The following is a 23,098-nucleotide window of genomic DNA, read 5'->3' on the forward strand; positions in this document are numbered from 1 at the left end:
ACTGTTCATGCTGCTTCCTCATTGATCTTTTTGCCTACCGCACAGGCGAGTAGAATCTCTTGGTTGGCTTGTTTGGCACTGAATTCGCCGCTGATTCGACCTTCATGCATCACCAAAATTCGGTCACTCATCCCTAGCACTTCTGGCATCTCTGACGAAACCAAAATAATACTCATCCCTTCGGCTTTAAATTGGTTAATCAATTGGTAAATCTCTTTTTTGGCTCCCACGTCAACACCGCGTGTGGGTTCATCCAAAATCAAGACTTTAGGGCGTGTCATCAACCCTTTGGCAATCGCTACTTTTTGCTGATTGCCACCGGACAAATTGCCAATGATTTGATCACGAGATGGCGTTTTGATGTTGAATAGGCGAATGAAATCTTCCACTGCGATGACTTCATCACTGTGTTGAATCTGTACACCTTTGCTAAATTTATTCAACGCACACAGTGACATGTTCTCTTTCACCGACAGGCCAAGAACCAAACCGTCCCCTTTGCGATCTTCTGAAATATACGCGATACCGTTTGCAAGGCCATCTTGTGGGCTGACTGGGTTGATGGTTTTGTTCTCAAGGTTAATCACGCCTCGCTCACTGGGCAGCGCGCCGTAAATCACTTTCATTAATTCAGTGCGCCCTGCGCCCATCAAACCCGAGACACCGAGGATTTCACCTCGTTTGAGCGTAAAATTAATGTCATGCACACCTGAACCCGTGAGGCCTATCACTTCAAGGCAAGTGTCGCCGTGCTTTACCTCAATACGTGGGTACTGCTCTTCTAATTTCCGGCCGACCATCATCTCAATCAGGCCATCTTCATTGGTGTCAGACACTTTGCACTGGCCAATGAATTTGCCATCACGTAACACAGTAATGTCGTCACAAATTTCAAAAATTTCTTTCAACCGATGTGAGATATAAACAATGCCGCAACCTTGTTCACGCAGCTCGTTAATCACATTAAATAACGATTCAGTTTCGGTATCCGTCAGCGCATCCGTCGGCTCATCCATGATGATCACTTTCGACTCAAATGAGAGCGCTTTTGCAATCTCAACCATCTGTTGCTCACCAAGGCTTAAGTCACCCAACAAGGTCTTGGAGCTGTGTTTAACATTTAAGCGAGCCAGTAGTTTGTCGGCTGCTTGGTACATTTCATTCCATAAAATTCGCCCCATCGCACCGGTTATCTCTCTGCCTAGAAAAATGTTTTCAGCAATAGTTAATTCCGGAATCAAATTCAACTCTTGGTGAATAATGCTGATGCCCGCTTGTTGTGAATCTCGTGGGCCTTTAAAGGCGGCTGGTTTTCCTTGGTAAGTGATAGAACCCGCATCCAATGAATAGATACCCGTCAACACTTTCATTAAGGTTGATTTACCCGCGCCGTTTTCGCCCATCAACGCCATCACGCGGCCGGGGTAAACATTGAGGCTAGCTTTATCGAGCGCTTTCACGCCGGGGAACGCTTTTTCAATCTCACTGAGCGCTAAAATTGCTTGAGTCATAATGGATCCTCAATCGCGGCTTAAAACACGACGCCTGCTTGAAAAATAACATTCGCATACGGCGTACATTCGCCTGTTCTTACCACGGCGCGGCTGCGCATAGTGCGCTCTTTAAAATCTTGATGAGAGAGGTAAGTGACAGCAATCGCTTTCTCGCATAACTCCTCTTCCGCTTTCAGCTCAGCAAGCAGTGCTTTGTGATGCTCAGGGCTTACTTGTGCAAACTCTTCAGCAATGATCACACCTTCAATTTGAGATTCAGAAAGAATCACGCGGACCGTGTCAATAAAACCGGGAATACCGTGAGTTAATGCTAAATCAATACGCTGCACTTCATCAGGAATGGGCAAACCTGCATCACAAATTGTGATTTCGTCGGTATGCCCTAAAGTAGCCACCAAGTAAGAGAGTTCTGAGTTTAATAGGGTACTTTTTTTCATTGTTATACCTTCACGTTAGGCTTTATGTTTCGCTTTTTGACACCTTTCTATCACTCTTGAATCGTTCAAGAAAATCTCATCGAAACGTTTCGATGAATCCTAGCGTAGCAAAAATAATTTGCACGATGCGCAAATAGGTAATGTGATTTTGATCGTTGATTAGTGAGCTGAGGAGTAAAAAAGAGTGAGGATCATCACTGAGTGATTTGTCATTAGATGCCCATTTTTAGCATAGGATTAACACTGAGACCGTGATTTTCGGTATAGTCACTCCGAACAAAAATCGCATCCATTTGGAACTCAAACATGAAAAAAATAGCCTTGGTATTGTTTACTGCATTCTCACTCGCCGCCTGCTCAGAAGTGGGCAGCGAAGCATGGTGTCAAGATATGAAAGAGAAACCAAAAGGCGAATGGAACGCCGGACAGGCGGTGGATTATGCAAAGCACTGTGTCTTCCAATCACAAATTGGCAGCGACGCGTGGTGTGAAGATATGAAAGACAAGCCAAAAGGTGATTGGACAGCGAATGAGGCTGGTTCTTACGCTAAATATTGTGTGCTGTGAGAAGGGAGTCCCCAGAGCTAGGTTGCTATGGGGTTTACGGCCATCAAATTAATTGGTGGATTTTTTCATACTATTTTTGATATTAATTAACTATCAAAAATCACTTTTATAAGATTATTTACAATAACCTATCAATATATAATTAATTTGTTAACTGTTAGCTCTAGCCGTTATCAACATCCTCTATATATTGTTTAATATATTCATCAAGGTTTTCTAAATTAGACTGTTCACATTGAATCATCAGCAATTCACCACGTTGACCACCAATATTCGCATAAAGCATACACCTTTCATGGATAGCTAACCTTTGCTTATTGTAAAAATCATCTGGAAAGCCATAATCTATAGACTTAAAAGAAATAACTTTTTTAATCTGAGCCTCTGACCTTGCTATCTCATTTTGGATGCATCCTATCATTTCTTGATGCACAGTAGATGTATCATAGCAATTATCGCTAGCAATGGCGCCACTACTAATACTGAATAATATCAATAGAGCAGTAAAAATTTCAGAAAGCAACCTATTCATTTTATATCAACCTCTAAACCTTTAGTTTCCAGTTCAAGTAAAGTTTTCTTCTCTGACTCTGCCCGTTTTTTTAAATCATCCCACCATGATGGTGAAGATCTAAAGAGCCTCTCTGTATTAAGAGTCTTATAGTCTTGTACAAGAATAATAAACTCCCTATCTGTAACACTTTCCACATTTTTTCCATTCAACGCATTAATAATTAAATTAGTTCGCCCGCCAAACTGCACGGAAGTGGACCATATCAAATCGTGCACAGCAGCTCGATTATGCTCAAACAATAGTCCTTTTCCTTTAAGCTTTTCTATTTGTATATCGTAATGTGTTTGCTTAATAAATTGATGTTGTTCTTCTCTAAATTCTTGGGGGTATTTAGAAGCTATATCCAACCAAGCAGTATTAAATTCTTTCGTCGCTGGATTCAATCCAATAAAAAAATCTTTAAATTTTGATGATCGAATATACTGTTGTACCACACCAAGGTTTGATGACATTTGATAACAGCCATATGAAGCGCCACCATAATCCCCATTTCCTGTTGATATGACCCCTGGACCTCTTCCTGCCGACTCATACTTCTCTGACGTTTTACCTAGCGTCCACATTTCATGGACATCATTTTCATAAACCCATCCATCCATCAACGCTTCATCTAAACCTAACAATGTGCCTTGGCCAACAATACCATCAACGGGGCCAATGCTGTATGACGGATGCGTTTGATGGCTGGGTTGATAACTTTTTTGGAACTGCTCAATGGCCGTTTTGGTTTTATTACCGAAATCACCATCGGCTTGCAAATCAAATTTCATTTTGATTAACGCTTGCTGAATCAAGCTCACTTCTTCGCCATTGTTGCCTTTTCTGAAAGCGCTGGCTTGTTTCTTCGCTAACTTCTCCAGCTCTTCTGAAGGTTTCAACACATCCGATTGTAGCAGTGATGCTTTATCTTCGTTTTGTGCATCCTCTTTTGGGCTCTCTTCCTGAGCGCTCTTTTCTGCCGCCTTAGATTCTGACTGCTTTTCTGATGATGCAGATGATTTCTGCGCAGCGGATTGTACTGCGGCAGCCTCAAAATGAGTGATCACATTCGCTTGGCCGCTTTGCATGGTCGCGTTAATTGCACTCGCTTGCAATTCGGCTGGAGCTTTCATATCAAGTAGTGGGGTTGCCAACATGGCGGATTGCCCACCATAAGCGCTACCGCTGCCAGCACTTCCGCCAGCATTAAGGTTAATCGCAGGACCAACGATGTGCACGCCACCAGCATCCACTTTGACAAAGCTGCCACCCGCTTTTAAAGTCACTTCAGCCCCAGCTTCTACAACGATTTTAGCTCCCGCTTTAAGGCTGATTTCGCGCCCTGTTTGTATCGCGGTCAGTTTGGCCACTTTATGCCGTAATGACCCGCTAATCTCTACACTGCTATCTTTGGTTATGTTATCGCGGCTTTCGCCCTCCACCGTGAGGTGGTGGTTATGTTTAACGTGCGTGAACTGGTCGTTATCCACCGTGAGGTGCTGGTCGTGCTTGATGTGCGCCGTGGCGTCATTGAGCACCAAGGCGTCTAAGTCTTTTTGCGCGTGTAGGTAGATTTTCTCTTGCGCTGCTTGGTCTTCAAAACTCAGCTCGTTAAACCCTTCTCCTTGGTGCGTTTCACTGCGCAGCACGGTTTTGGTTTTGTTATCCGGTAGTGTGTACGGCGCTTTGTTGGTCGCATGGTAGGTACGGCCTGTCACTATCGGTTGGTCTGGGTCGCCGTTGAGAAACGAGACGATGACTTCATGGCCAATGCGCGGAATGGCTATCATGCCATATTGGCTGCCAGCCCAACCTTGTGAGACGCGCACCCAGCATGAGCTGTGTTCATCGCCGTTGGAATATCTGTCCCACGGGAAATGCAATTTGACGCGGCCATGTTCGTCACAGAAGATTTCTTCGCCATCAGGGCCCACGACTAACGCCATGCAAGGGCCATCCACTTGAGGTTTGGCTTGCGGTGTCGCACGCCACGTGACATCGGCAGGAATGAGCGTGAATTGGTTGCTGTACGTGGTCGCGCCACTGCCGCCCTCTTCTTCCAATGCTTGTGGCTGACGCCCTTGATGATGCACTTGCACGACAACCCAATCGCGGTTCGCGCTGTCGTCAAGATGCTCTTGTAAGTCGAACTTTGTGCCCGCTTGCAGGCCAAGATGGTTACTTTTTCCGCTCGCGGTACGCGCTTCTCGTCGTAAGTACTCTAAGCGAATTTGATTAAAGGCTTTGCCGCTGACGTCGTCTTTAAAGCGACCCGGTGCATCAAAGTGTTCGTAGGTCGCTTGCTGGTAATCCATCTCGCGCCCTTGCGCTTGCTGGGCAAACGAGTAGCTCGGCTTTTTAAAGCTGTAATCTTGCAGCGCGCTGTGGCTCACTTCGGTTTGGCTGTGTTGCGTTAATTGCGACACATAAGGGCTTTCCATCACGCCACCCGCAAGGGCGTTGTAAGGGATAGGCGTTTCTCGCTTCGTCAGGCTTTGGCTGTCGTCACTGAAAAAGAGGGTGTGTTTCCCCTCTTCATGAATGAAGTGATACACCAAGCCCTCTTCGGCGGCTAAGCGGTGCAAGAAGTCGATATCCGTCTCACGGTACTGCACGCAGAATTCACGCTGAGCACACTCACGCTTCAGCGAGAAGGCGTAGTCGTTAATGCCCATTTCTTGCAGTACGATGGAGAGGATTTCGGGAACGGTTTTGAGCTGGAAAATACGGCTGTTTTGGCGCAGTGATAACCGCTCTAATGCCGGGACTAAGGTCAGTGAGTAAAAGGTGTGATGATGGCCAATATCGCCTTTACTGAACTGGCGCACAATGCCGTGCACGCGCTGCACGACAAGGCCATCACGCAACATCTCAAGCTGAGCGGTTTTATCCACCAGCTCCAGCGCCGTTAAGCCAGATTGACGACTGGCCAGTTTTATCTCATAGCGAAAACCGTAACAGCGCAGGCCCGCTTGCGTGCTATCAGACAGCGATTCCACACCTTGGTATTCATGCACCACTAACGTGTCGTCTGCCAAACCCTCCACGGTGAGCCTAAAACTTAACCTTGCCATCTTTTTCCCTTCCACATTTGAATGTCGAAAAACCTTAAGCTCAATACATAACTAGGCTACGTACTGAGCTTAAGGTTTTGGTGTGGGCCACTCACCCCAAGGACATGAAACACGAGTGAGCGACCCAAAAACTAAGCGTGATTACGCTTCAACAGGCTTGCGCCAGTCGTCAGAGCCTGAAGTACCCGCATTCACGTGATCCCACAGGATTTTACGGTAAGACATAGAAACCGTAACGTTTTGTGTGAAGTCGCCGTTCGCTGGATCTTGGCAGTGTGGCATTTCACAGTGAATGTCCACGATAGACGCGCTTTCGAGTGTAGTAGTGAAGAAGTTCTCTTGCTTACCTTCGATAGAAGTGCGGTACCATTTTAGCTCAACCGATTTCATCTTCTCGCCAGACGCCAGTGCGTTATAAAGAAGAGGAACCGCTTTGTTTAGCGCTACGGTGAATTTAAATGGTTTGTGAACACGTTGACCAGAAGGCTGACCTGATTGTGGATCAGTCGGTACAGTTACAACGTGGTCAAATTGTTGAACCAACATTTGGTCTTCATGACCTTCAACGAACGCATCACCGATTGAATCAGTAGACAGAGCACCAGCAGTGATCAGGCCCTGAGTTTCGCCTTCGATAGAGATATAACATGGAGTTGGCATTGCAAATTCCTTACTTTAATGATGAATGGTATGAAACAAGTTCACTCGTCATAGAGCAAAGTCAGTGCCAACTCTATTACTATTTAAAATCAAACACTTATATTGTATGTATTTTTGATTGAGCAAAAACCTGCCCAGTATGAGCAAGATATTGCTTCGATGGGTAAAAACTTACCCTCATTCTGAGACAGCCAGATGTAAAAATCCCGATTCACACTGTAAATCGGGATTTTGATGTTGAGACTTCACAAGGAACCATTCAACTCATTAAATTGCAATGGGGTTGACAACTATACCCTTGTCTCTAGCTTATAGTAGAGAGTTGCCAGTGGCGGTACACAGACCAAAATAGATTGGTCTAAACCCTCACTCTCAACGTTTTCAGTCAGTACACGGTTTTTGACTTCAAAACCACTACCGCCATAGTGTCTATCATCTGTATTAAGCAGTAATTGATACTCACCTTTGACAGGCATACCTAAACGAAAAGCTTGGTGAGGAACAGGGGTAAAATTGGTGATAATTAAAATACGTTCACCGCAGTCACTCATGCGTTCATGCGCAAGAATGCTCGCATCGGCCGCATCTTGTAAGCGCCACTCAAAGCCACGAGGCTCACTGTCTAACTCAAAAAGTGCAGGCTCGGCTTGATACATCTTATTGAGATCTCGCGTTAAATTCTGCACTCCTTGATGGCGTTCAAACTGCAATAAGAACCACTGAAGTTGGTCATCATGATTCCATTCTGCCGTTTGACCAAATTCAGTGCCCATGAAGTTGAGTTTTTTACCCGGCTGGCCATACATGTAACCCATATAAGCACGCAAGTTTGCCGTTTGTTGCCACTCATCGCCGGGCATTTTGTTGTGGATCGAACCCTTGCCGTACACCACTTCATCGTGTGATAGCGACAACACATAGTTTTCACTGTGTGCATAGACTAACGGGAAGGTGATGACGTTGTGATGGTATTTACGATGGACGGGATCTTCTTTTATATAGGCCAAACTGTCGTGCATCCAGCCCATATTCCATTTGAAACCAAAACCTAAGCCGCCCATAAAGGTTGGCGCTGAAACGCCGGGAAAAGCTGTTGATTCTTCAGCAATGGTCATAGCATTCGGGAAGTGTTTGTACACTTCTTCGTTCATCCACTTTAAGGTGGCAATCGCATCGTAATTTTCTCTGCCGCCATCCACATTTGGGATCCACTGATCATGGCTGCGTGAGTAGTCGAGGTAGAGCATCGAAGCAACGGCGTCGACCCGAATGCCATCGATATGGAACTGTTCAAACCAATATAACGCATTCGAGACTAAGAAACGGCGCACATGTTCACGGCCAAGGTCGTAAATATACGAACTCCAATCTTGATGCCAACCACGGCGCGGATCAGGATCATGGAATAAAGGAGTGCCATCAAAATTGGCTAAACCATGACTATCGGCAGGAAAATGTGCGGGAACCCAATCGAGCACCACACCAAGGCCGGCTTGGTGACATTGATCAACGAAATATTTAAAATCATCGGGCGTACCAAAACGGCTCGTTGGCGCAAATAAGCCAACAGGTTGATAGCCCCAAGAACCATAAAATGGATGTTCAGAAACGGGCATAAGCTCTACATGGGTATAGCCTAAATCCACCAAATAAGGCACCAGTTGATCGGCCAACTCACGATAATTTAAAAATTCACCCGCCGAATTACGACGCCAAGAGCCCACGTGCAACTCATAGAAAGAGAGCGCTTGCTTGCGCTTTTCGGTGATGGGGCGAGCTTGCCACGAACGGTCTTGCCATTCATAGCGACGATGATCGTATGTTACCGAGGCAAATGAAGGGTACTGCTCGGCGTAGTAACCCCAAGGATCGGCTTTGTGCGGTAACCCTTCACCATGAGGCCCTTTCAATTCAAATTTGTATTGCGTACCTTCGGGTAAGTTGGGCATGAAAATCCCCCAAATACCGTAATCAAGGCGCTGCATTGGATTACGACGTCCATCCCATTGGTTAAATGCACCAATCAAACTGCACGCTTTGGCATGCGGTGCGTAGACTAAAAAACGGATACCTGAGATTTGTTTACCACCACGTTCCATGGTCACGAACTGCGAACCCATGTGGTGATACATCGATTTCGGCGTATGTAAATCATCATATTCAGCGTATAAACCATGGTACTGATATGGATCATCGATGAGCTGTTCGACACCTGCCCAATCGACCGCCAATTGGTAGTGGGTAAAACGTAAATCAATATTTGATTTTAGGATGAAACCCGACTCATCTTCACGCTCAAGCAGAATGCGGGGTTGATTTTCCACCACCAGCTCAACTTTTTCGGCACCCGGCATCCAAACGCGTAGCGCACCTTGATCGGGTGCGAGGTAAGGGCCTAAAAATGAGAATGGATCTGTAAATGATGCATGGGAAAGTTGGCTATATGCCTGCTTTAGCTTTGAAAGCTTTTTTGTTTTCATATCCCTACTCCTAACCTAACTTTCTTTAAACGTATAAAAATGCCCGCTAAAATGGCGGGCATACTAGCGAGGTTCAGTGTACCGAACTCTGCTGTTACATTGAGTGACCTAGACTAAAATTCTTCATGCCATGATTAAGAAAGATAACACTAAGTCAAATCAAGGTTTATTCAGTAAGTGATTATTTACTTACACTCGCTCGCACTTCCGTTAAACGTGCAGCAATGCGATTGACATTATCACGCGCAAATACTTCATCCAAATTCATTGAAAGTTTACGACGCCAGTTAGGGTACTCATTAACGGTACCCGGAATATTAACGGGTTTATCCATTTCCAACCAATCTTCTAACTGAATACTGAGCAAGGTCGATGCACCAGATGCAACGTGCAGTTGCAGCGCCTCACTTAAATATGAATCCATTGGAACAAGGCTTGCGTCGCGCCCCACCCCCTCAGGCAAATAACCATGCCATGCCACCGAATCCAAAATGCCTTGTTTACATTTCAAACGGTCCTCAAACAAGGCTTCGAGCTGGGCTTGATCGGGGTACAAACCAATTTCGCTCCCCATTTTGAGATCATCGCAATGCCAGAAACCACGCAACGTTGGCATATCATGTGTGCACAGTGCCGACATCGACTGAGCGGCGTAATGTTTCGGTGAGATAAAGCCGCCATCTTCTGCGGTTTCAAAGAAGAACACTTTATAAGAGTGAACACCCGCGTCGGCTAAAATATCGACGATCTCATCAGGTACTGTACCCAAATCTTCGCCAATCACGCTGCATTGATGGCGGTGAGATTCCAACGCTAAAATCGCGAGCATATCTTGTACTGGGTAGTAGATGTAAGCACCCTTAGTGGCATTTTCACCTTTTGGTACCCACCACAAGCGCAGTAAACCAAGTACATGGTCAATGCGCAGCGCACCACAATGTTTCATATTGGCGCGCAGCAGCTTGATATAAGCATCGTAAGCGGTTGCTTGTAATACTTGTGGATTAAGCGGTGGTAAGCCCCAATTTTGACCCAATGGTCCAAGAATATCGGGCGGTGCGCCAATGCTAGCATCTAAAATCAAGTTACCGACATCAGCCCAAGTTTCAGAGCCAGAATCAGCCACACCCACCGCAAGGTCGCGGTATAAGCCGACCGCCATGCCTTTTTCTTCCGCGAGTGCTTGGGCTTCATTAATTTGGCCATCAGCAATCCACTGCAAATACATGTATAGGTGAACTTTATCTTGATTGTCTTCAATAAATTTCTGTACTGCGCTGTTTTCAAACCGACGATATTTTTCAGGGAAAACTGGCCAGCCCCATACATTCGGATCTAGGGCATGTAAATCGACATGCAGCGCATCGAATGCCGCTTGGTGCACTAAGCTCTCACCACCTTCTTCAACGAAATTCAAAAAGGCTTGTGCGCGATCGCTATTTTTATCTAAATGGCGTTTTTTAAATTCGGTGAACAGGAGTGGCAAGACACTCATTTTTAATGTTGCAACTTCGGTGTAGTTTACCCAATGCGCTTCACGTACTTTCTGAAGACGTTGCTGAAACTCCGCACTGCCTACTTTTTGCTGCGCATCCGCACTCAAAGCAAATTCAGGCACTGAACTCACGTCAATGTATAAAATATTGAGCCAACGGCGTGACGATGGGCTGTAAGGACTCGCTCCTTCAGGGTTTGCAGGAAAGAGAGAATGAATCGGGTTAAGGCCGACAAAATCGCCGCCACGAGAGGCAATATCCGCCACTAACTGTTTTAAGTCGCCAAAATCACCAATACCCCAGTTGTGCTGAGTACGCAGCGTGTAAAGCTGCACACTCGGGCCCCACAATTTTTTACCTTCAGTAATAGGTGCTTGTTTGTAACAGGCTTTTGGCGTAACTATCAGCGTGAGCTCATACGGTGCTTTACGGCGTTTCCGTGTCACCAACAGTTTGTGATATCCCCATGCCAAATCGCTTGGCAATGCAAACACTAAAGGGCCACCCTCAGCGCGTTCATCACGAACGACTTGCGATTGAAGATAGCCTTCAAGTACCTCTCCTTGCTCGGTTTCTAAGCGCCAGTTAAATTCGCTTTCACGTGCGCTGGCACCTAGATAAAGTGGCACTTCCACCGCTTCACCTTCACGAATAACGAGAACAGGATCTAATACATCTTTCTTGTGTTTCTTTTCTGCTGATTTCAGCAGCGTTTCATCATTGGTTGTGTCATAGCCCAAAGACGCCAATAAGCGGATAATGGTTTCATCTTCCACTTTCGCTTCGTCGCCCCACGCGCTTATGTAGCTGTCGGCAATGTTCGCCATCGCCGCTACTTGTTTTAATGCGTTTAGTTGTTTCATCGCTTTCTCCGAAGGGACTTCTTTCCCCTTCAAATGGGTAGGGTTTTATTATAATGAGTCATCATAGAGCCAAGGCTCTAAGGCCTTGGCTTACTTGAAAATTAACGTTTAACGGTTTCTAATTTCCAGATGTTGTTAACGTAGTCACGGATACTGCGGTCAGAGCTGAACTTACCCACCAACGCGGTGTTAAGAATCGCTTTCTTCGCCCAGCCAGCCTGGTCACGGTACTGCTTGTCCATCGCCTGATGCGCTTGTACATACGAAGCGAAGTCAGCCAGCACTAGGTATGGATCACCACCATCAAGCAAGCTATCGAACGTGGCTTTCAATTTACCCGGAGCGCCTGGGGTAAATTCTTCACCCACCAACAAATCCAGTGAAGCCTTAAGCAGCGGATCCGCATTGTAGTACTCATATGGGTTATAACCACTGGCTTTTAACGCTTCGACTCCGTCCACTTCCAAACCGAAGATGTAGATGTTGTCATCGCCCACTTCCTCACGAATTTCCACGTTTGCACCATCCATCGTACCTATGGTTAAAGCACCATTTAGCGCCATTTTCATGTTACCGGTACCGGATGCTTCTTTACCTGCGGTAGAAATTTGCTCGGATACATCGGCAGCAGGAATGATGATTTCAGCTATGCTCACGCGGTAATCAGGAATGAAAACTACTTTTAGCTTGTTACCAATGCGCGGATCGTTATTCACTTTTTCCGCAATTTTATTGATGGCGTAGATGATCTCTTTAGCTAGGTGGTAACCCGGTGCCGCTTTAGCCGCGAAGAACACCACGCGCGGCGTCATATCGAACGTTGGGTCATTCACTAAACGATGATACAAAGAGAGAATATGTAACATATTCAAATGCTGACGTTTGTATTCATGCAAGCGTTTGATCTGCACATCAAAGATGGCATTGGTATCAAGCTCAATACCCATGTTCTCTGATACCCAATCAGCCAGACGCTGCTTGTTGTGTTTCTTAACCGCCATAAACTCTTTTTGGAATTTCGCATCGTCAGCGTATTGCGCAATCGCTTCTAGCTGGTCAAGGTGCGCTGGCCACTCAGTGCCAATTTTTTCCGAAATAAGCGCCGACAAACCTGGGTTACAAAATTTCAACCAGCGACGCGGCGTAATGCCGTTTGTTACGTTGTGCAAACGTGTTGGGTAAAGCTCGTGGAATTCTGGGAAAAGATCGCGTTTTACCAACTCCGAGTGCAGCGCTGCCACACCGTTCACAGCGTAAGAGCCAACCACACAAAGGTTTGCCATACGCACTACACGGTGGAAACCATCTTGAATGATGGAGAGTTTTTGCTGTTTCGACACATCACCCGGCCACTTGGCTCGTACTTCTTGCAGGAAGCGGTGGTTGATTTCGTAAATGATTTCCATATGGCGAGGAAGCAAACGCTGGATCAACGACTCGCTCCACGTTTCGAGTGCTTCAGGCAGTAGCGTATGGTTGGTATAGGCGAACGTTTTTGAGCTGATCGCCCATGCTTCATCCCAGCCCATGCCTTTCTCATCAATCAAGATACGCATCAATTCAGGAATGGAAATCGTTGGGTGAGTATCGTTTAGCTGAACGGTTTGATATTTAGGAAGATCAGCAATGTCATGACCCGCCGCCGCATGACGACGCAAAATGTCACGCATTGACGCCGCGCTATGGAAATATTGCTGCATCAAACGCAGTGTCTTGCCTTTTTCGTGGTTATCGTTTGGATAAAGTACTTTGGTAATGTTGCCTGCATCAATCAAGGCATGCTGTGCTTCAAAGTAGTTACCGTTGTTGAAATCAGCCAGTGAGAAAGGCGCAATTGCGCGACATTCCCATAAACGAAGCGGGTAAACCGTGTCGCTTTCATAGCCGACGATCGGTAAATCCCAAGGCATTGCTTGGACAAACATACTCGGAATCCAACGGCGTTTTTCCACACCATTGTCATTGATAACGTCAACATGGCCGTAAAAACCAATCTCTTGTGCTAGGTGTGGTCGTGCCACTTCCCACGGGTAGCCTTCAACACAACGCCACTCATCAGGAGCTTCTTGTTGGTGGCCCTCACTAAAAGATTGCTTAAACAAACCGTATTCATAATGTAAACCATAACCTACGGTTGGGTACTCTTGCGCAGCGCACGAATCCATGAAACATGCCGCAAGTCGCCCTAAACCACCATTACCTAAGGATGGATCACGTTCTTCTTCTAATAAATCCGTTAGGTTCTGACCTAAATCAGCCATCGCTTCCGTGATTTGCTCATACAGGCCCATGCTGATGAGGTTGTTGCCCGTTAAACGGCCAATCAAGAACTCAAGTGATAAGTAGTTCAGACCCTTAGCGTTAACAATGCGCTCGTCTTGCTCAGTTTCGAGTAGATCAAACATCGTTAATTCAGCCAGTGCGCGCCCCATTGCGAGATACCATGAACGGCTATCTGCATTTTCAATGGTGGTAGCGTAGGTGGCAGTCAGGTGTTTCTTTACGTTGTCTTGGAACGAAGCTTTATCAAACTTCTTCTGTTGCGTAGGTTTCATTAGCGAAATCTCACTTAGTCGTTTTAATTCATCTTCGGCATATCGTGCATCAGCTACGCAAGGTCGGCATCCTCCTAAAAATGACCTCGTTTAGGAGGAGGGCTCAGGGCGTAGAGGGCGAGCACCAGAGTCGCAGTGATCTATCTCTCATTCGTTGCACATAGCGGTTCATAAGCAGTGATTGTGATCACATCACCTTGCTCACTAGCCTAAATACCGCTCATGACGCTAAGGTTTCGATCGGGAATATCAATCTCTCAATATGAGAATTGGCTCTCAAAAAAATGAGCTTCATTTACAAATTACATGAGATTTTGTACATGCTCAGTTTTTATATAGCGCATAACAAAGAAGTTTTAGTGATTAAAGTCACAATTACAGGGCGTAGATGATGAGTAAATGTGAATCCTGCAAGAATCTCGGGATGGATCAATAAACGTGCGTCACGACATCAAGTAACATCCACACAAAATGAGTGATAGTTCACTTGTGTACTCCTAAATAATGATGCTCTTCTTACTAAGCACCTCCAAAGCTGCGATCAGCTTTTAAGTCAGTAACAAGAACAATAAATGGAATCTGGAAGATGTGGATACCTTCTAAGCTTACTCGTCCCGGCCGCCTACACAACGCCATCGTTCGCCCGCGTGTGTTAGAGCTGCTTGCCCAAGCACCTTGCTACAAACTCGTGCTATTCCGTTCGCCTGCTGGTTATGGAAAAACCACAATGGCAGCGCAATGGTTATCAGACAAGACCAATGTGGGTTGGTATAGCATCGATGAAAGCGACAATGATGCGTTCCGATTTATCAACTACTTACTGCAAGCGATTAATAAAGCGACTCAGCAAAGTTGTCCAAATGCCCAAAAACTGGCCGAGCGACGCCAGTTCTCTTCTTTACACTCGTTATTTAGTGAAGTGTTTTCGGAAATGTCTGGCTTTAACAAAGAGTGCTATGTGGTTCTCGATGATTACCATTTGATCGCCGATGACGATATCCACGAAGCGATGCGCTTTTTCCTCAAACACATGCCAGACAACCTAACGCTGGTCGTCACTAGCCGTGCCACACCACCATTAGGCACGGCCAACTTGCGCGTACGCGATTTGATGATAGAAATTGGTAATGAGCTACTCGCCTTTGATACAGAAGAAACAACACGCTTCTTTAATCAACGGGTCTCTGATGGCGTGGATGATGATACTGCCAACAACTTGTGCACCTATGTCGAAGGCTGGCCCTCTGCACTGCAATTGATTGCCTTACAAGCACAGCACCAAAAGCGCACGTTGGCGCAGACAGCGGAGTCGGTATCGCAGTTTAATCATGCACATTTATGGGATTACTTAGTTGAGGAAGTGTTTGATCTACTCGATAAAGAAACGCGCCAGTTTTTGATGCAATGCTCGGTGCTCGATCACTTTAATGACGTGTTAGTCTCTGCACTCACCAAACGTGACGACGCGCTGAGCATGATTGAGTCGCTCAACCGCTATGGTTTATTCATTTATCCACTGGAAGGTGAGCACAACTGGTACCGGTTCCACAACTTATTTGCGGAATTCCTCTCTCATGAACGCTTGGCGCGCATCCCGCAGCAGGAACAGGATCTACACCGTGCCGCCGCGCACGCTTGGTTGCAAGAAGCCACACCTCATCAAGCGTTGCGTCACGCCACGCTCGCCAACGATACTGACTTACTCGCTACTATCTTGACGCAATTTGGCTGGAAGATGTTCAACCAAGGCGAGCTTTTGGCTCTCGAAGAGGCCATTAACCAACTCTCTCCGGCCCAACTCTATCGCGAGCCTAAACTGTGTATGCTACAAGCTTGGCTGGCTCAAAGTCAGCACCGCTACTTTGACGTTGGGGATCTGCTAACCAAATCGACCAACGAGATGAAAGCGCTCAATGTTCAGCTAAGCACCAAAGAACAAGGCGAATTCAATGCCCTACGTGCTCAAGTCGCGATCAACCAAAATGAGCCAGAAAAAGCCTTAGAACTTGCGGAGTTAGCACTGAGCCAACTGGATCACACCGTTTACCGCAGTCGTATTGTCGCCACTTCAGTCGTCGGCGAAGTGAACCACGTGCTCGGTCAATTAAGCCGTGCACTCTCGATGATGCAACAAACCGAAAAGCTGGCACGCCAGTATCAGGTTTACCATCAAGCGCTATGGGCATTACTACAGCAAAGCGAGATCTTGATTGCCCAAGGTTATGTGCAAGCCGCTTTTGAAGTGCAGGATATTGCCTTCAAATTAATTGAAGAGCAGCAATTGCAGCAAGTGCCATTGCATGAGTTCTTACTACGGATACGTGCCCAAATCCTGTGGTGCTGGAACCGCTTGGATGAAGCGGAAGAATGCGCTTATAAAGGACTACGCGTATTGGGCAACCACTCTCCAAGCAAACATCTGCACAGTTATTCTATGCTGGCACGTATTGCTATTGGCCGCGGTGAACTCGATAAAGCGGGTAAGTTCATCGAACAAATACAGCACTTACTAAAACAATCGACTTATCACGTAGACTGGACGGCGAATGCTTCGCTCTCACTGATTCTATTTTGGCAAGCTCGTGGCAATGATGAAGCAATGTTGCAGTGGCTCAAGACCACCATTCGACCAGAAAAAGCATGCAATCACTTTTCACAGCTTCAATGGCGCAATATTGCTCGAGTTCAGATTCACTTAGGTCATTTGGAAGATGCGACTCAAACTTTGACGTTTATGCAGCACGAAGCGCAAACTTATCAGTTGATTACTGACCTAAACCGTAATTTGATCCTCGAAGCCGTTCTAGCCACCACAGTGCACAATGAAGAAGTGGCGAAAGAAAAACTCAAAGAGGCGCTACAGCTAACCAATCAGACGGGTATGGTGGGTAACTTTTTAATCGATGGTTCGCAGATCGGCCACTTGTTGGAAAAACTCTCTAGCCGATCCGAATTGGGAGATCTGGAACGCCACCGCGCACAACAGTTAATGAAAGAGATCTCTACCACTCAGCGCAGCCGATCAGTCCATTTCGACGAAGAGTTTGTTGAGAAGCTGGTTAATCACCCAAATATTCCTGAACTGGTTCGTACCAGCCCACTCACTCAACGTGAATGGCAAGTCTTGGGGCTTATCTACTCTGGGTTTAGCAATGAGCAAATTGCACAAGAGCTGGATGTCGCAGGAACCACCATCAAAACCCACATCCGCAACCTATACCAAAAACTGAATATTGCTAACCGCAAAGAGGCAATCCACACCGCCGAGAATTTATTGCAACTTATGGGCTATTGAGTCGCAGGTACGATCAAAAAGAGCCAGATAATCTGGCTCTTTTCTGTCGTAAAAAATGACGGTTAGAAGGTTTTTGGAGCGAAACCAGTCATCACTTCTAAACGCAGTTCTTTGCCCATTGTTGTCATCGGGTGTACCACGATTAAACCTTTAACTGACTTTTTCAATTGACCTAAATCCGCCTGTTCGGCTTTGGTCAACTCACGAGAAAATGGCATATCGAGCAAACTCTTACGCTCTTTGCTCACCGTATAATTTTGCTTGTGTTTTGCTTGAGCGAGCTTTTTCGTCAGTTGTTCTACTTCATCGGTAAATTTGCTGATCATTACTTGATCGCCACGACCTTTAGCCGCATCGAGCTTATGGCGACACGTATCTAAACGGTTATTGAGTTGTTGAATTTCATTTTTCAGGCTCATGGTCACTGGCTCTTCGAAAGTAAAGTGGGCGCGGAGTATATCACAGCCTATCTATACTCTATATAGAAATAAGCTTAAACCGGTGAAATGAAAGCCACTGGCAAGTCATAGAGGGCATAACAACTCTACTTAGCATTCCAATTTGACATAACACCCATTTTTCATATGAAAATATGCTCTTTGTAAGACGCGGTGCCGCAAACTTAGCTAAGCTATATTTATAACAACAACGAGCATGTCAACCGTCAGTTAAAGTACCAAGGCCAATAACATAACAACAGGAAATAACCATGAGCCTGACTATTCGCCAAAGACTCTACGTGCTATCCATTGTTCCGCTACTGATTATTTCGTTAAGTATGATGTATCTCAGTTTTTCAGAAACACAAAAACTGAATCACGAACAAATGGCTGCTACCCGCGCTAGCATGATGGAGATGAAACAAAATGAGCTGCGTTCATATCTGCAAATTGTCGATACAGCGCTCAAATCACTCAAACAAAAGAACGCTCCCCTCAGCGAAGCCATCACCATACTGCGTGACATCGCGTTTGAAAATAGTGGCTATATCTTTGGCTACAATAGCAAAGGGGATCGACTACTACTGGGCCAAAGTAATGCTGGTTTAGGCGATAACTTTTGGAACATGCAAGATACGCATGGCAACTATTTAATCCAAGATTTAATCAAAAATGCCAAAGTAGATAAGTTCACTACCTACTATTTCCCCAAGCCGGGAGAGACGACACCACTACCTAAATTGGCCTATTCTACCTATTTGCCACAATGGGATCTAACGATAGGCACTGGCTTTTACACCGATGACATTGATGCCGTAATCGCCAACATGGAAACACTCGCTGCGGAAAATATGCAAAGCAGTTTAGTCAATATCGGTTTGATGAGCTTGATCATTATCCTCATCGTCGGTTTTTTCGCCATCATTTTAAATCGCAGTATCATGCGTCCTCTCGAGCTATTTGATTTATCGATTCGTTCATTTGCAAGCGGTGACGCTGATTTAACTGCAAGAATGGAAAAATTCAACGCCCCTGAATTTGCAAGACTAAGTGATAACTTCAATGCCTTTGTCTCCAGCTTGCAAAGTATCATTGCGCGCGTACACCAAGTTGGGCAACAGGTTGTGGATGAAACCAATGACATGACACAACGAGCACAACAAGTTGACGCCATTGCATCAGGGCAACGTGAAGAGACCGATCAAGTAGCGACAGCGATGACAGAAATGACCACGACTGCAACAGAGATCTCGAACAACGCCCATCATGCCGCTCAATCAGCAAAAGATGCTGACGACAACGCCAAAGATGCCCATGAGATTGTTGATTCGGCCGCACAATCGGTACAGGATCTCGCCAAAGAGGTCGCTGAAGCGAGCCTTGTGATTTCAAAACTGGAAGGCGATGTGAAAAACATTTCGTCTCTACTTGCGGTTATCCAAGATATTGCGGAACAAACCAATCTACTGGCGTTAAACGCAGCGATTGAAGCGGCTCGCGCGGGCGAGCAAGGACGAGGATTTGCCGTAGTAGCAGATGAAGTCCGAAAATTAGCCAGCCGTACCCAAGACAGTACAGGACAAATTCATGCCATGATCGGGCAACTGAAAAATGCCTCTGATGCCGCAGTTAAAGCGATGGATTCAAGCCAAAGCCGTAGCTTAAGCACCGTAGAAAAAGCCAATGCCGCATCGACAGCATTACAAAAAATTCAAGACTCTATTGCCACGATTATGGATATGAACGCGCTGATCGCAACTGCAACAGAAGAGCAAAGTATTGTTGGGCAAGAGATATCAGAGCGCATTGTGGTGATATCTGATCAAAGTAGTCAATCGGCTGAACTGGCTAATCAGAACCAAGCGGGTAGCCAGCAGTTGAATAGCCGAGCCAACGAACTCTATGAGTTGGTGGACCGCTTTAAAGTTTAGCAAGAAGAGGTAAAACTGATATTCGTAAGCGTCAGAATGAAAATCGTTGATCACTAAGTAAAAAAGCCATGTCGACATGGCTTTTTTCAATGAAGAGATCCCTAATGACTTACAGGAGATTTCTTTGGTTTAATCGATTTTTTCTTGATATTCGCGTTTATCTTCTGGACGCAGTTGACGCTGAACACCCATTAAAAAGTTACGCAGGATCTGATCTTTACATTCACGGTAGTGTTTATTGTCAGGCTTGCGGAAAAATGCATTGAGCTCGTGCTTACTTAAACGAAAATCGATGAAAGCTAATGTGTCTAAAATATCTTCTGCTTTCATATCCAGCGCAATACGCAATTTCATGAAAATCATATTATTGGTTAAGCGTGTTTCAGGCTGAGGTTGTTCACCATCGCGTTTACCACGCTTTGTATTGATTAAACCATTGAGAAATATCGCTAGATCCACATCACTCAACACAGATTCCGTCTCTTTGTTTAGCCAAGTAGTCACTTGCTCTTGAGTAACGCAGCCGTCCGCCGCAGCAAAAATCTCAACCATAGCTGAGTCTTTAAAGTCAAAAGTGTAGCGAATACGGCGTAAAATATCGTTATTGGTCAAAATTGATCCTAGGGTTAGATTTCCAGTGCCATCAAGATGACAGACTGTGAAGAAATAGCGCGCCACTGTAGCAGAAGAGCGATCGGACACCTATCTATTTTACGTAATACCGGTCTGAGTTTAATGTGTGTTTACTACCTCTTTTAGTAATCGGTCTATCGAATCAACCACCGATTTACTGGCCAATTCCATAGTATCAACTTGCTTAATCAGTTGTGTCCAATCACCATTCTGACCAAACTTCAGTGCACTCTTTCCTGAATCATGCACCAATTTATGAGGAGCATTCAAACCAGCAAAGCTGGGAAGCTGGCTGTATTCACGCGCACCATCACCCTCAAAATACCATTTACCTAGACGGCACTCTTGATGAGTATTCATCCCATGTTCAAACCGACGATTGAGGATGTGATCGTACACTTCATTTTTCCAAACTGCGTGATCCAATTTCACCGTATCAAGGAAAGAACACGCCGTCGCAATACGAATAACTTCTTGCATTTGTTTTGATTTGTCTAAAACGATTGTTACCGTCTGTTTTAATTCATTTGAAGCATTTTCTACTTCGATTGCACATTCTTGACTCTGATTCACTGAACCTTTAATACTTTCCGTTTGGTTCTGAACTTGCCCAACTAAAGATTCAATCTTAGTGCTGGCATCATTGGCTTTGGAAGCTAATGCCCGTACTTCATCGGCCACGACCGCGAAACCTCGACCCGCTTCACCTGCGCGTGCCGCTTCAATAGCTGCATTCAGTGCCAATAAATTGGTCTGTTGCGAAATCTCTTGGATCGTGCCGACTAACTGGCCAATCGAAATGGTTGTTTTATCTAGAACAGTCACCGACTCCATACTGGCGTGAGCGTATTCTGCAATTTTTTCTGCTCGAGAAGATAAGTGATTAATTGCTGTGCTTGTCTGACCAAAAATACTATTCAGTTGCTTCAGTGATTCGTTCTCACGCAATAAATTCTCAGCATTGTGAGCCAGACCAGAACGGATGGCTTCTAGCATGTGGCTACCACTCAAATGGCTGGCCATCAAATCAGACTCTAATTGAGTTGATGTACGCAATAAGGCCAGCTGTTCTTTTAGCTGCTGAATTTCATCTTGCCACTTTTGTTGCTCAAGTCTTTGCTGTGCTTGTAATGCAGCTATCTGAGCCTTCAAATCATCATTTTCTTTTTGCATTTTCTTATTAAATAGCATGCTCAACCTCGGCAAAAATAACATCGTCAATCTACATAAGTTTAATCGAACGTTAATAATTTTATGCACTTCTCATTTCAAAATGAGAAGATTAAATCGGAGTAATGTGAAGGGACGCACCTAGCCTCCCTTCGACATTCATTAAACCTGTTTGAGTTCAAGTCTTGTTCGATACAGCACCATATCTTCAATCGTCAATACAGGCATATTGTGCTTTTGCCCGAACGCAACGATCTCGGGTGTTTTGGCCATGGAACCGTCAGGATTGGTGAGTTCACACAATACGCCCGCAGGCATTAAACCCGCCATTTGCATAAGATCAACCGTCCCTTCTGTATGCCCACGACGAGCCAAAACGCCCCCCGCCCGAGCGCGAAGTGGGAAGACATGGCCGGGGCGTGCAAGATCATCGGCTTTAGCATCAAAGCGGGCCGCGGTTTTTATTGTGGTCACTCGGTCTTGCGCTGAAACGCCCGTAGTTACACCTGTTTTTGCTTCAATCGAGACAGTAAAAGCGGTTTGGTTTGCGCTATTGTTATGCATTACCATCGGGGGCAGTTGTAGTTGATTAGCCTGTTCATCGGTCAAACATAGGCAGACGATGCCACTGCATTCACGGATCATCAGTGCCATTTGTTGTGTGGTCAGTGACTCAACCGCATAAATGATATCGCCTTCATTTTCACGATCTTCATCATCAAGCAACAACACGCCTCGCCCTTCTTTAAGCGCAGACAGTGCGTTTTCAACACGAGTAATAGGGTCGCCAAATTTGGCAAGTAGAGATAGCTGATTCATGGTTGTACTCCTAAAAAATCACCAGAATCAGGGCTGCTATGAGGGATCAAATCCAAAACAAATTGCACCAGCTAGCGAACTAACTGGCGTCTCTTCATTCTCTCTCATCCGGACTATAACCGTCGGCTCTGGTTTTTCACCAGATCTGCTGACCTCGATACATCGAGCGCTCGCGGGCTCATCTGCCTTCTCAACTGAAAAAACAAACACACCGCCGGTGGGGAATTTCACCCCGCCCTGAGAATTTAAAATATAAATTGGCTTTAAAAAAGCGATGTCATGGTAGTCGTTTACGATAAAGATGAAAAGTAGGACGAAGAAAAAGTGATGTGCATCGAAAAGGAAAGGCATCCTGCAATTATGCAGTTGGGGGTAACAGGAGCATAGCTAACTCAAGAGTTTAGGGTATGCAAGATGCCTTTATTCATGGTCACCAGTGACATAAATGAATCAGAGCTAAAATCGCCATTACCTCTATAGGGTTACGTGATTTTTCTAAACGCTGGCGGTAATAGATCGCCAGCGGTGTTGGCTGTTTGGTGTCAGTCGTTATGGGGTCGTTCATCATTCACCTCCTCAGCTATCGATGCGTTGATTGTGAATCAAAACAA

Annotated in this window: 16 protein-coding genes, 1 pseudogene and 1 riboswitch; of the genes and pseudogenes, 3 read left to right on the forward strand and 14 right to left on the reverse strand. The window is 45.5% G+C overall.

Annotated elements, in window-relative coordinates; all coding sequences use genetic code 11:
• Positions 1–5: 5 nt before the first annotated feature.
• Both rbsA and rbsD read right to left on the reverse strand, forming a co-directional pair.
• Entirely contained in the window at positions 6–1,511 is a 1,506-nt protein-coding gene (gene rbsA / locus AACV32_RS08680) for a ribose ABC transporter ATP-binding protein RbsA (protein ID WP_013868175.1), read from the reverse strand.
• A 20-nt stretch (positions 1,512–1,531) separates the two neighbouring features.
• The gene (rbsD, locus tag AACV32_RS08685; protein ID WP_013868176.1) at positions 1,532–1,951 is read right to left on the reverse strand and encodes a D-ribose pyranase; all 420 of its coding nucleotides are present in this window, start codon (positions 1,949–1,951) and stop codon (positions 1,532–1,534) included.
• A gap of 306 nt (positions 1,952–2,257) precedes the next feature.
• Here rbsD and AACV32_RS08690 point away from each other — a divergent pair, with 306 nt between their 5' ends.
• Positions 2,258–2,518 carry a DUF3012 domain-containing protein gene (locus AACV32_RS08690; RefSeq protein ID WP_013868177.1) on the forward strand — a complete coding sequence of 87 codons (261 nt, stop codon included), beginning with the start codon at positions 2,258–2,260 and terminating at the stop codon, positions 2,516–2,518.
• Between the two features lie 163 nt (positions 2,519–2,681).
• Here AACV32_RS08690 and AACV32_RS08695 read toward each other — a convergent pair whose 3' ends face one another.
• The 6 genes from AACV32_RS08695 to AACV32_RS08720 form a co-directional block, all read right to left on the reverse strand.
• On the reverse strand, positions 2,682–3,050 hold the full coding sequence (locus AACV32_RS08695) for a hypothetical protein (protein WP_017044915.1): 369 nt from the start codon (positions 3,048–3,050) through the stop codon (positions 2,682–2,684).
• Entirely contained in the window at positions 3,047–6,145 is a 3,099-nt protein-coding gene (gene tssI, locus AACV32_RS08700) for a type VI secretion system tip protein TssI/VgrG (RefSeq protein ID WP_170894917.1), read from the reverse strand. Before tssI ends, AACV32_RS08695 begins: the two co-directional genes overlap by 4 nt.
• Before the next feature lie 141 nt (positions 6,146–6,286).
• On the reverse strand, positions 6,287–6,805 hold the full coding sequence (locus AACV32_RS08705; RefSeq protein ID WP_013868180.1) for an Hcp family type VI secretion system effector: 519 nt from the start codon (positions 6,803–6,805) through the stop codon (positions 6,287–6,289).
• 290 nt (positions 6,806–7,095) lie between these two features.
• Positions 7,096–9,285 carry a 1,4-alpha-glucan branching protein GlgB gene (glgB, locus tag AACV32_RS08710; protein ID WP_170894918.1) on the reverse strand — a complete coding sequence of 730 codons (2,190 nt, stop codon included), beginning with the start codon at positions 9,283–9,285 and terminating at the stop codon, positions 7,096–7,098.
• Between the two features lie 181 nt (positions 9,286–9,466).
• Positions 9,467–11,644: a 4-alpha-glucanotransferase gene (gene malQ / locus AACV32_RS08715; protein ID WP_170894919.1), complete on the reverse strand. Its 2,178-nt coding sequence runs from the start codon at positions 11,642–11,644 to the stop codon at positions 9,467–9,469.
• 101 nt (positions 11,645–11,745) lie between these two features.
• Positions 11,746–14,199, reverse strand: a complete 2,454-nt coding sequence (locus AACV32_RS08720; RefSeq protein ID WP_170894920.1) for a glycogen/starch/alpha-glucan phosphorylase — start codon at positions 14,197–14,199, stop codon at positions 11,746–11,748.
• Between the two features lie 586 nt (positions 14,200–14,785).
• Here AACV32_RS08720 and malT point away from each other — a divergent pair.
• A complete protein-coding gene (gene malT / locus AACV32_RS08725; protein ID WP_017049366.1) occupies positions 14,786–17,494 on the forward strand; it encodes an HTH-type transcriptional regulator MalT in 2,709 nt (902 codons plus the stop codon).
• Between the two features lie 62 nt (positions 17,495–17,556).
• Here malT and AACV32_RS08730 read toward each other — a convergent pair whose 3' ends face one another.
• Entirely contained in the window at positions 17,557–17,913 is a 357-nt protein-coding gene (locus tag AACV32_RS08730; protein ID WP_026027197.1) for a YibL family ribosome-associated protein, read from the reverse strand.
• Between the two features lie 290 nt (positions 17,914–18,203).
• On the opposite strand from AACV32_RS08730, the gene AACV32_RS08735 reads away from it, so the two are divergent.
• Positions 18,204–19,865: a methyl-accepting chemotaxis protein gene (locus AACV32_RS08735; protein WP_017049364.1), complete on the forward strand. Its 1,662-nt coding sequence runs from the start codon at positions 18,204–18,206 to the stop codon at positions 19,863–19,865.
• A gap of 129 nt (positions 19,866–19,994) precedes the next feature.
• On the opposite strand, the gene AACV32_RS08740 is transcribed toward AACV32_RS08735, so the two are convergent.
• The 5 genes and pseudogenes from AACV32_RS08740 to AACV32_RS08755 all read right to left on the reverse strand — a co-directional run bounded on the left by AACV32_RS08740 (position 19,995) and on the right by AACV32_RS08755 (position 23,055).
• A complete protein-coding gene (locus AACV32_RS08740) occupies positions 19,995–20,477 on the reverse strand; it encodes a YehS family protein (protein ID WP_038148283.1) in 483 nt (160 codons plus the stop codon).
• Between the two features lie 120 nt (positions 20,478–20,597).
• Complete coding sequence (locus tag AACV32_RS17805; protein WP_410001445.1) at positions 20,598–20,978, reverse strand: CZB domain-containing protein; 381 nt, start codon at positions 20,976–20,978, stop codon at positions 20,598–20,600.
• A gap of 42 nt (positions 20,979–21,020) precedes the next feature.
• A pseudogene (locus AACV32_RS17810) lies at positions 21,021–21,713 on the reverse strand (methyl-accepting chemotaxis protein); the annotation flags it as partial.
• Positions 21,714–21,830: 117 nt separating this feature from the next.
• Positions 21,831–22,487 carry a 3,4-dihydroxy-2-butanone-4-phosphate synthase gene (ribB, locus tag AACV32_RS08750; protein WP_017049362.1) on the reverse strand — a complete coding sequence of 219 codons (657 nt, stop codon included), beginning with the start codon at positions 22,485–22,487 and terminating at the stop codon, positions 21,831–21,833.
• Positions 22,488–22,579: 92 nt separating this feature from the next.
• Positions 22,580–22,736: riboswitch (FMN riboswitch) on the reverse strand.
• A gap of 181 nt (positions 22,737–22,917) precedes the next feature.
• On the reverse strand, positions 22,918–23,055 hold the full coding sequence (locus AACV32_RS08755; RefSeq protein ID WP_013868191.1) for a hypothetical protein: 138 nt from the start codon (positions 23,053–23,055) through the stop codon (positions 22,918–22,920).
• Positions 23,056–23,098 lie beyond the last annotated feature (43 nt).

This window comes from Vibrio sp. B7, from assembly GCF_963888765.1.
In the GTDB taxonomy this organism is placed as follows: Bacteria; Pseudomonadota; Gammaproteobacteria; order Enterobacterales; family Vibrionaceae; genus Vibrio; species Vibrio anguillarum.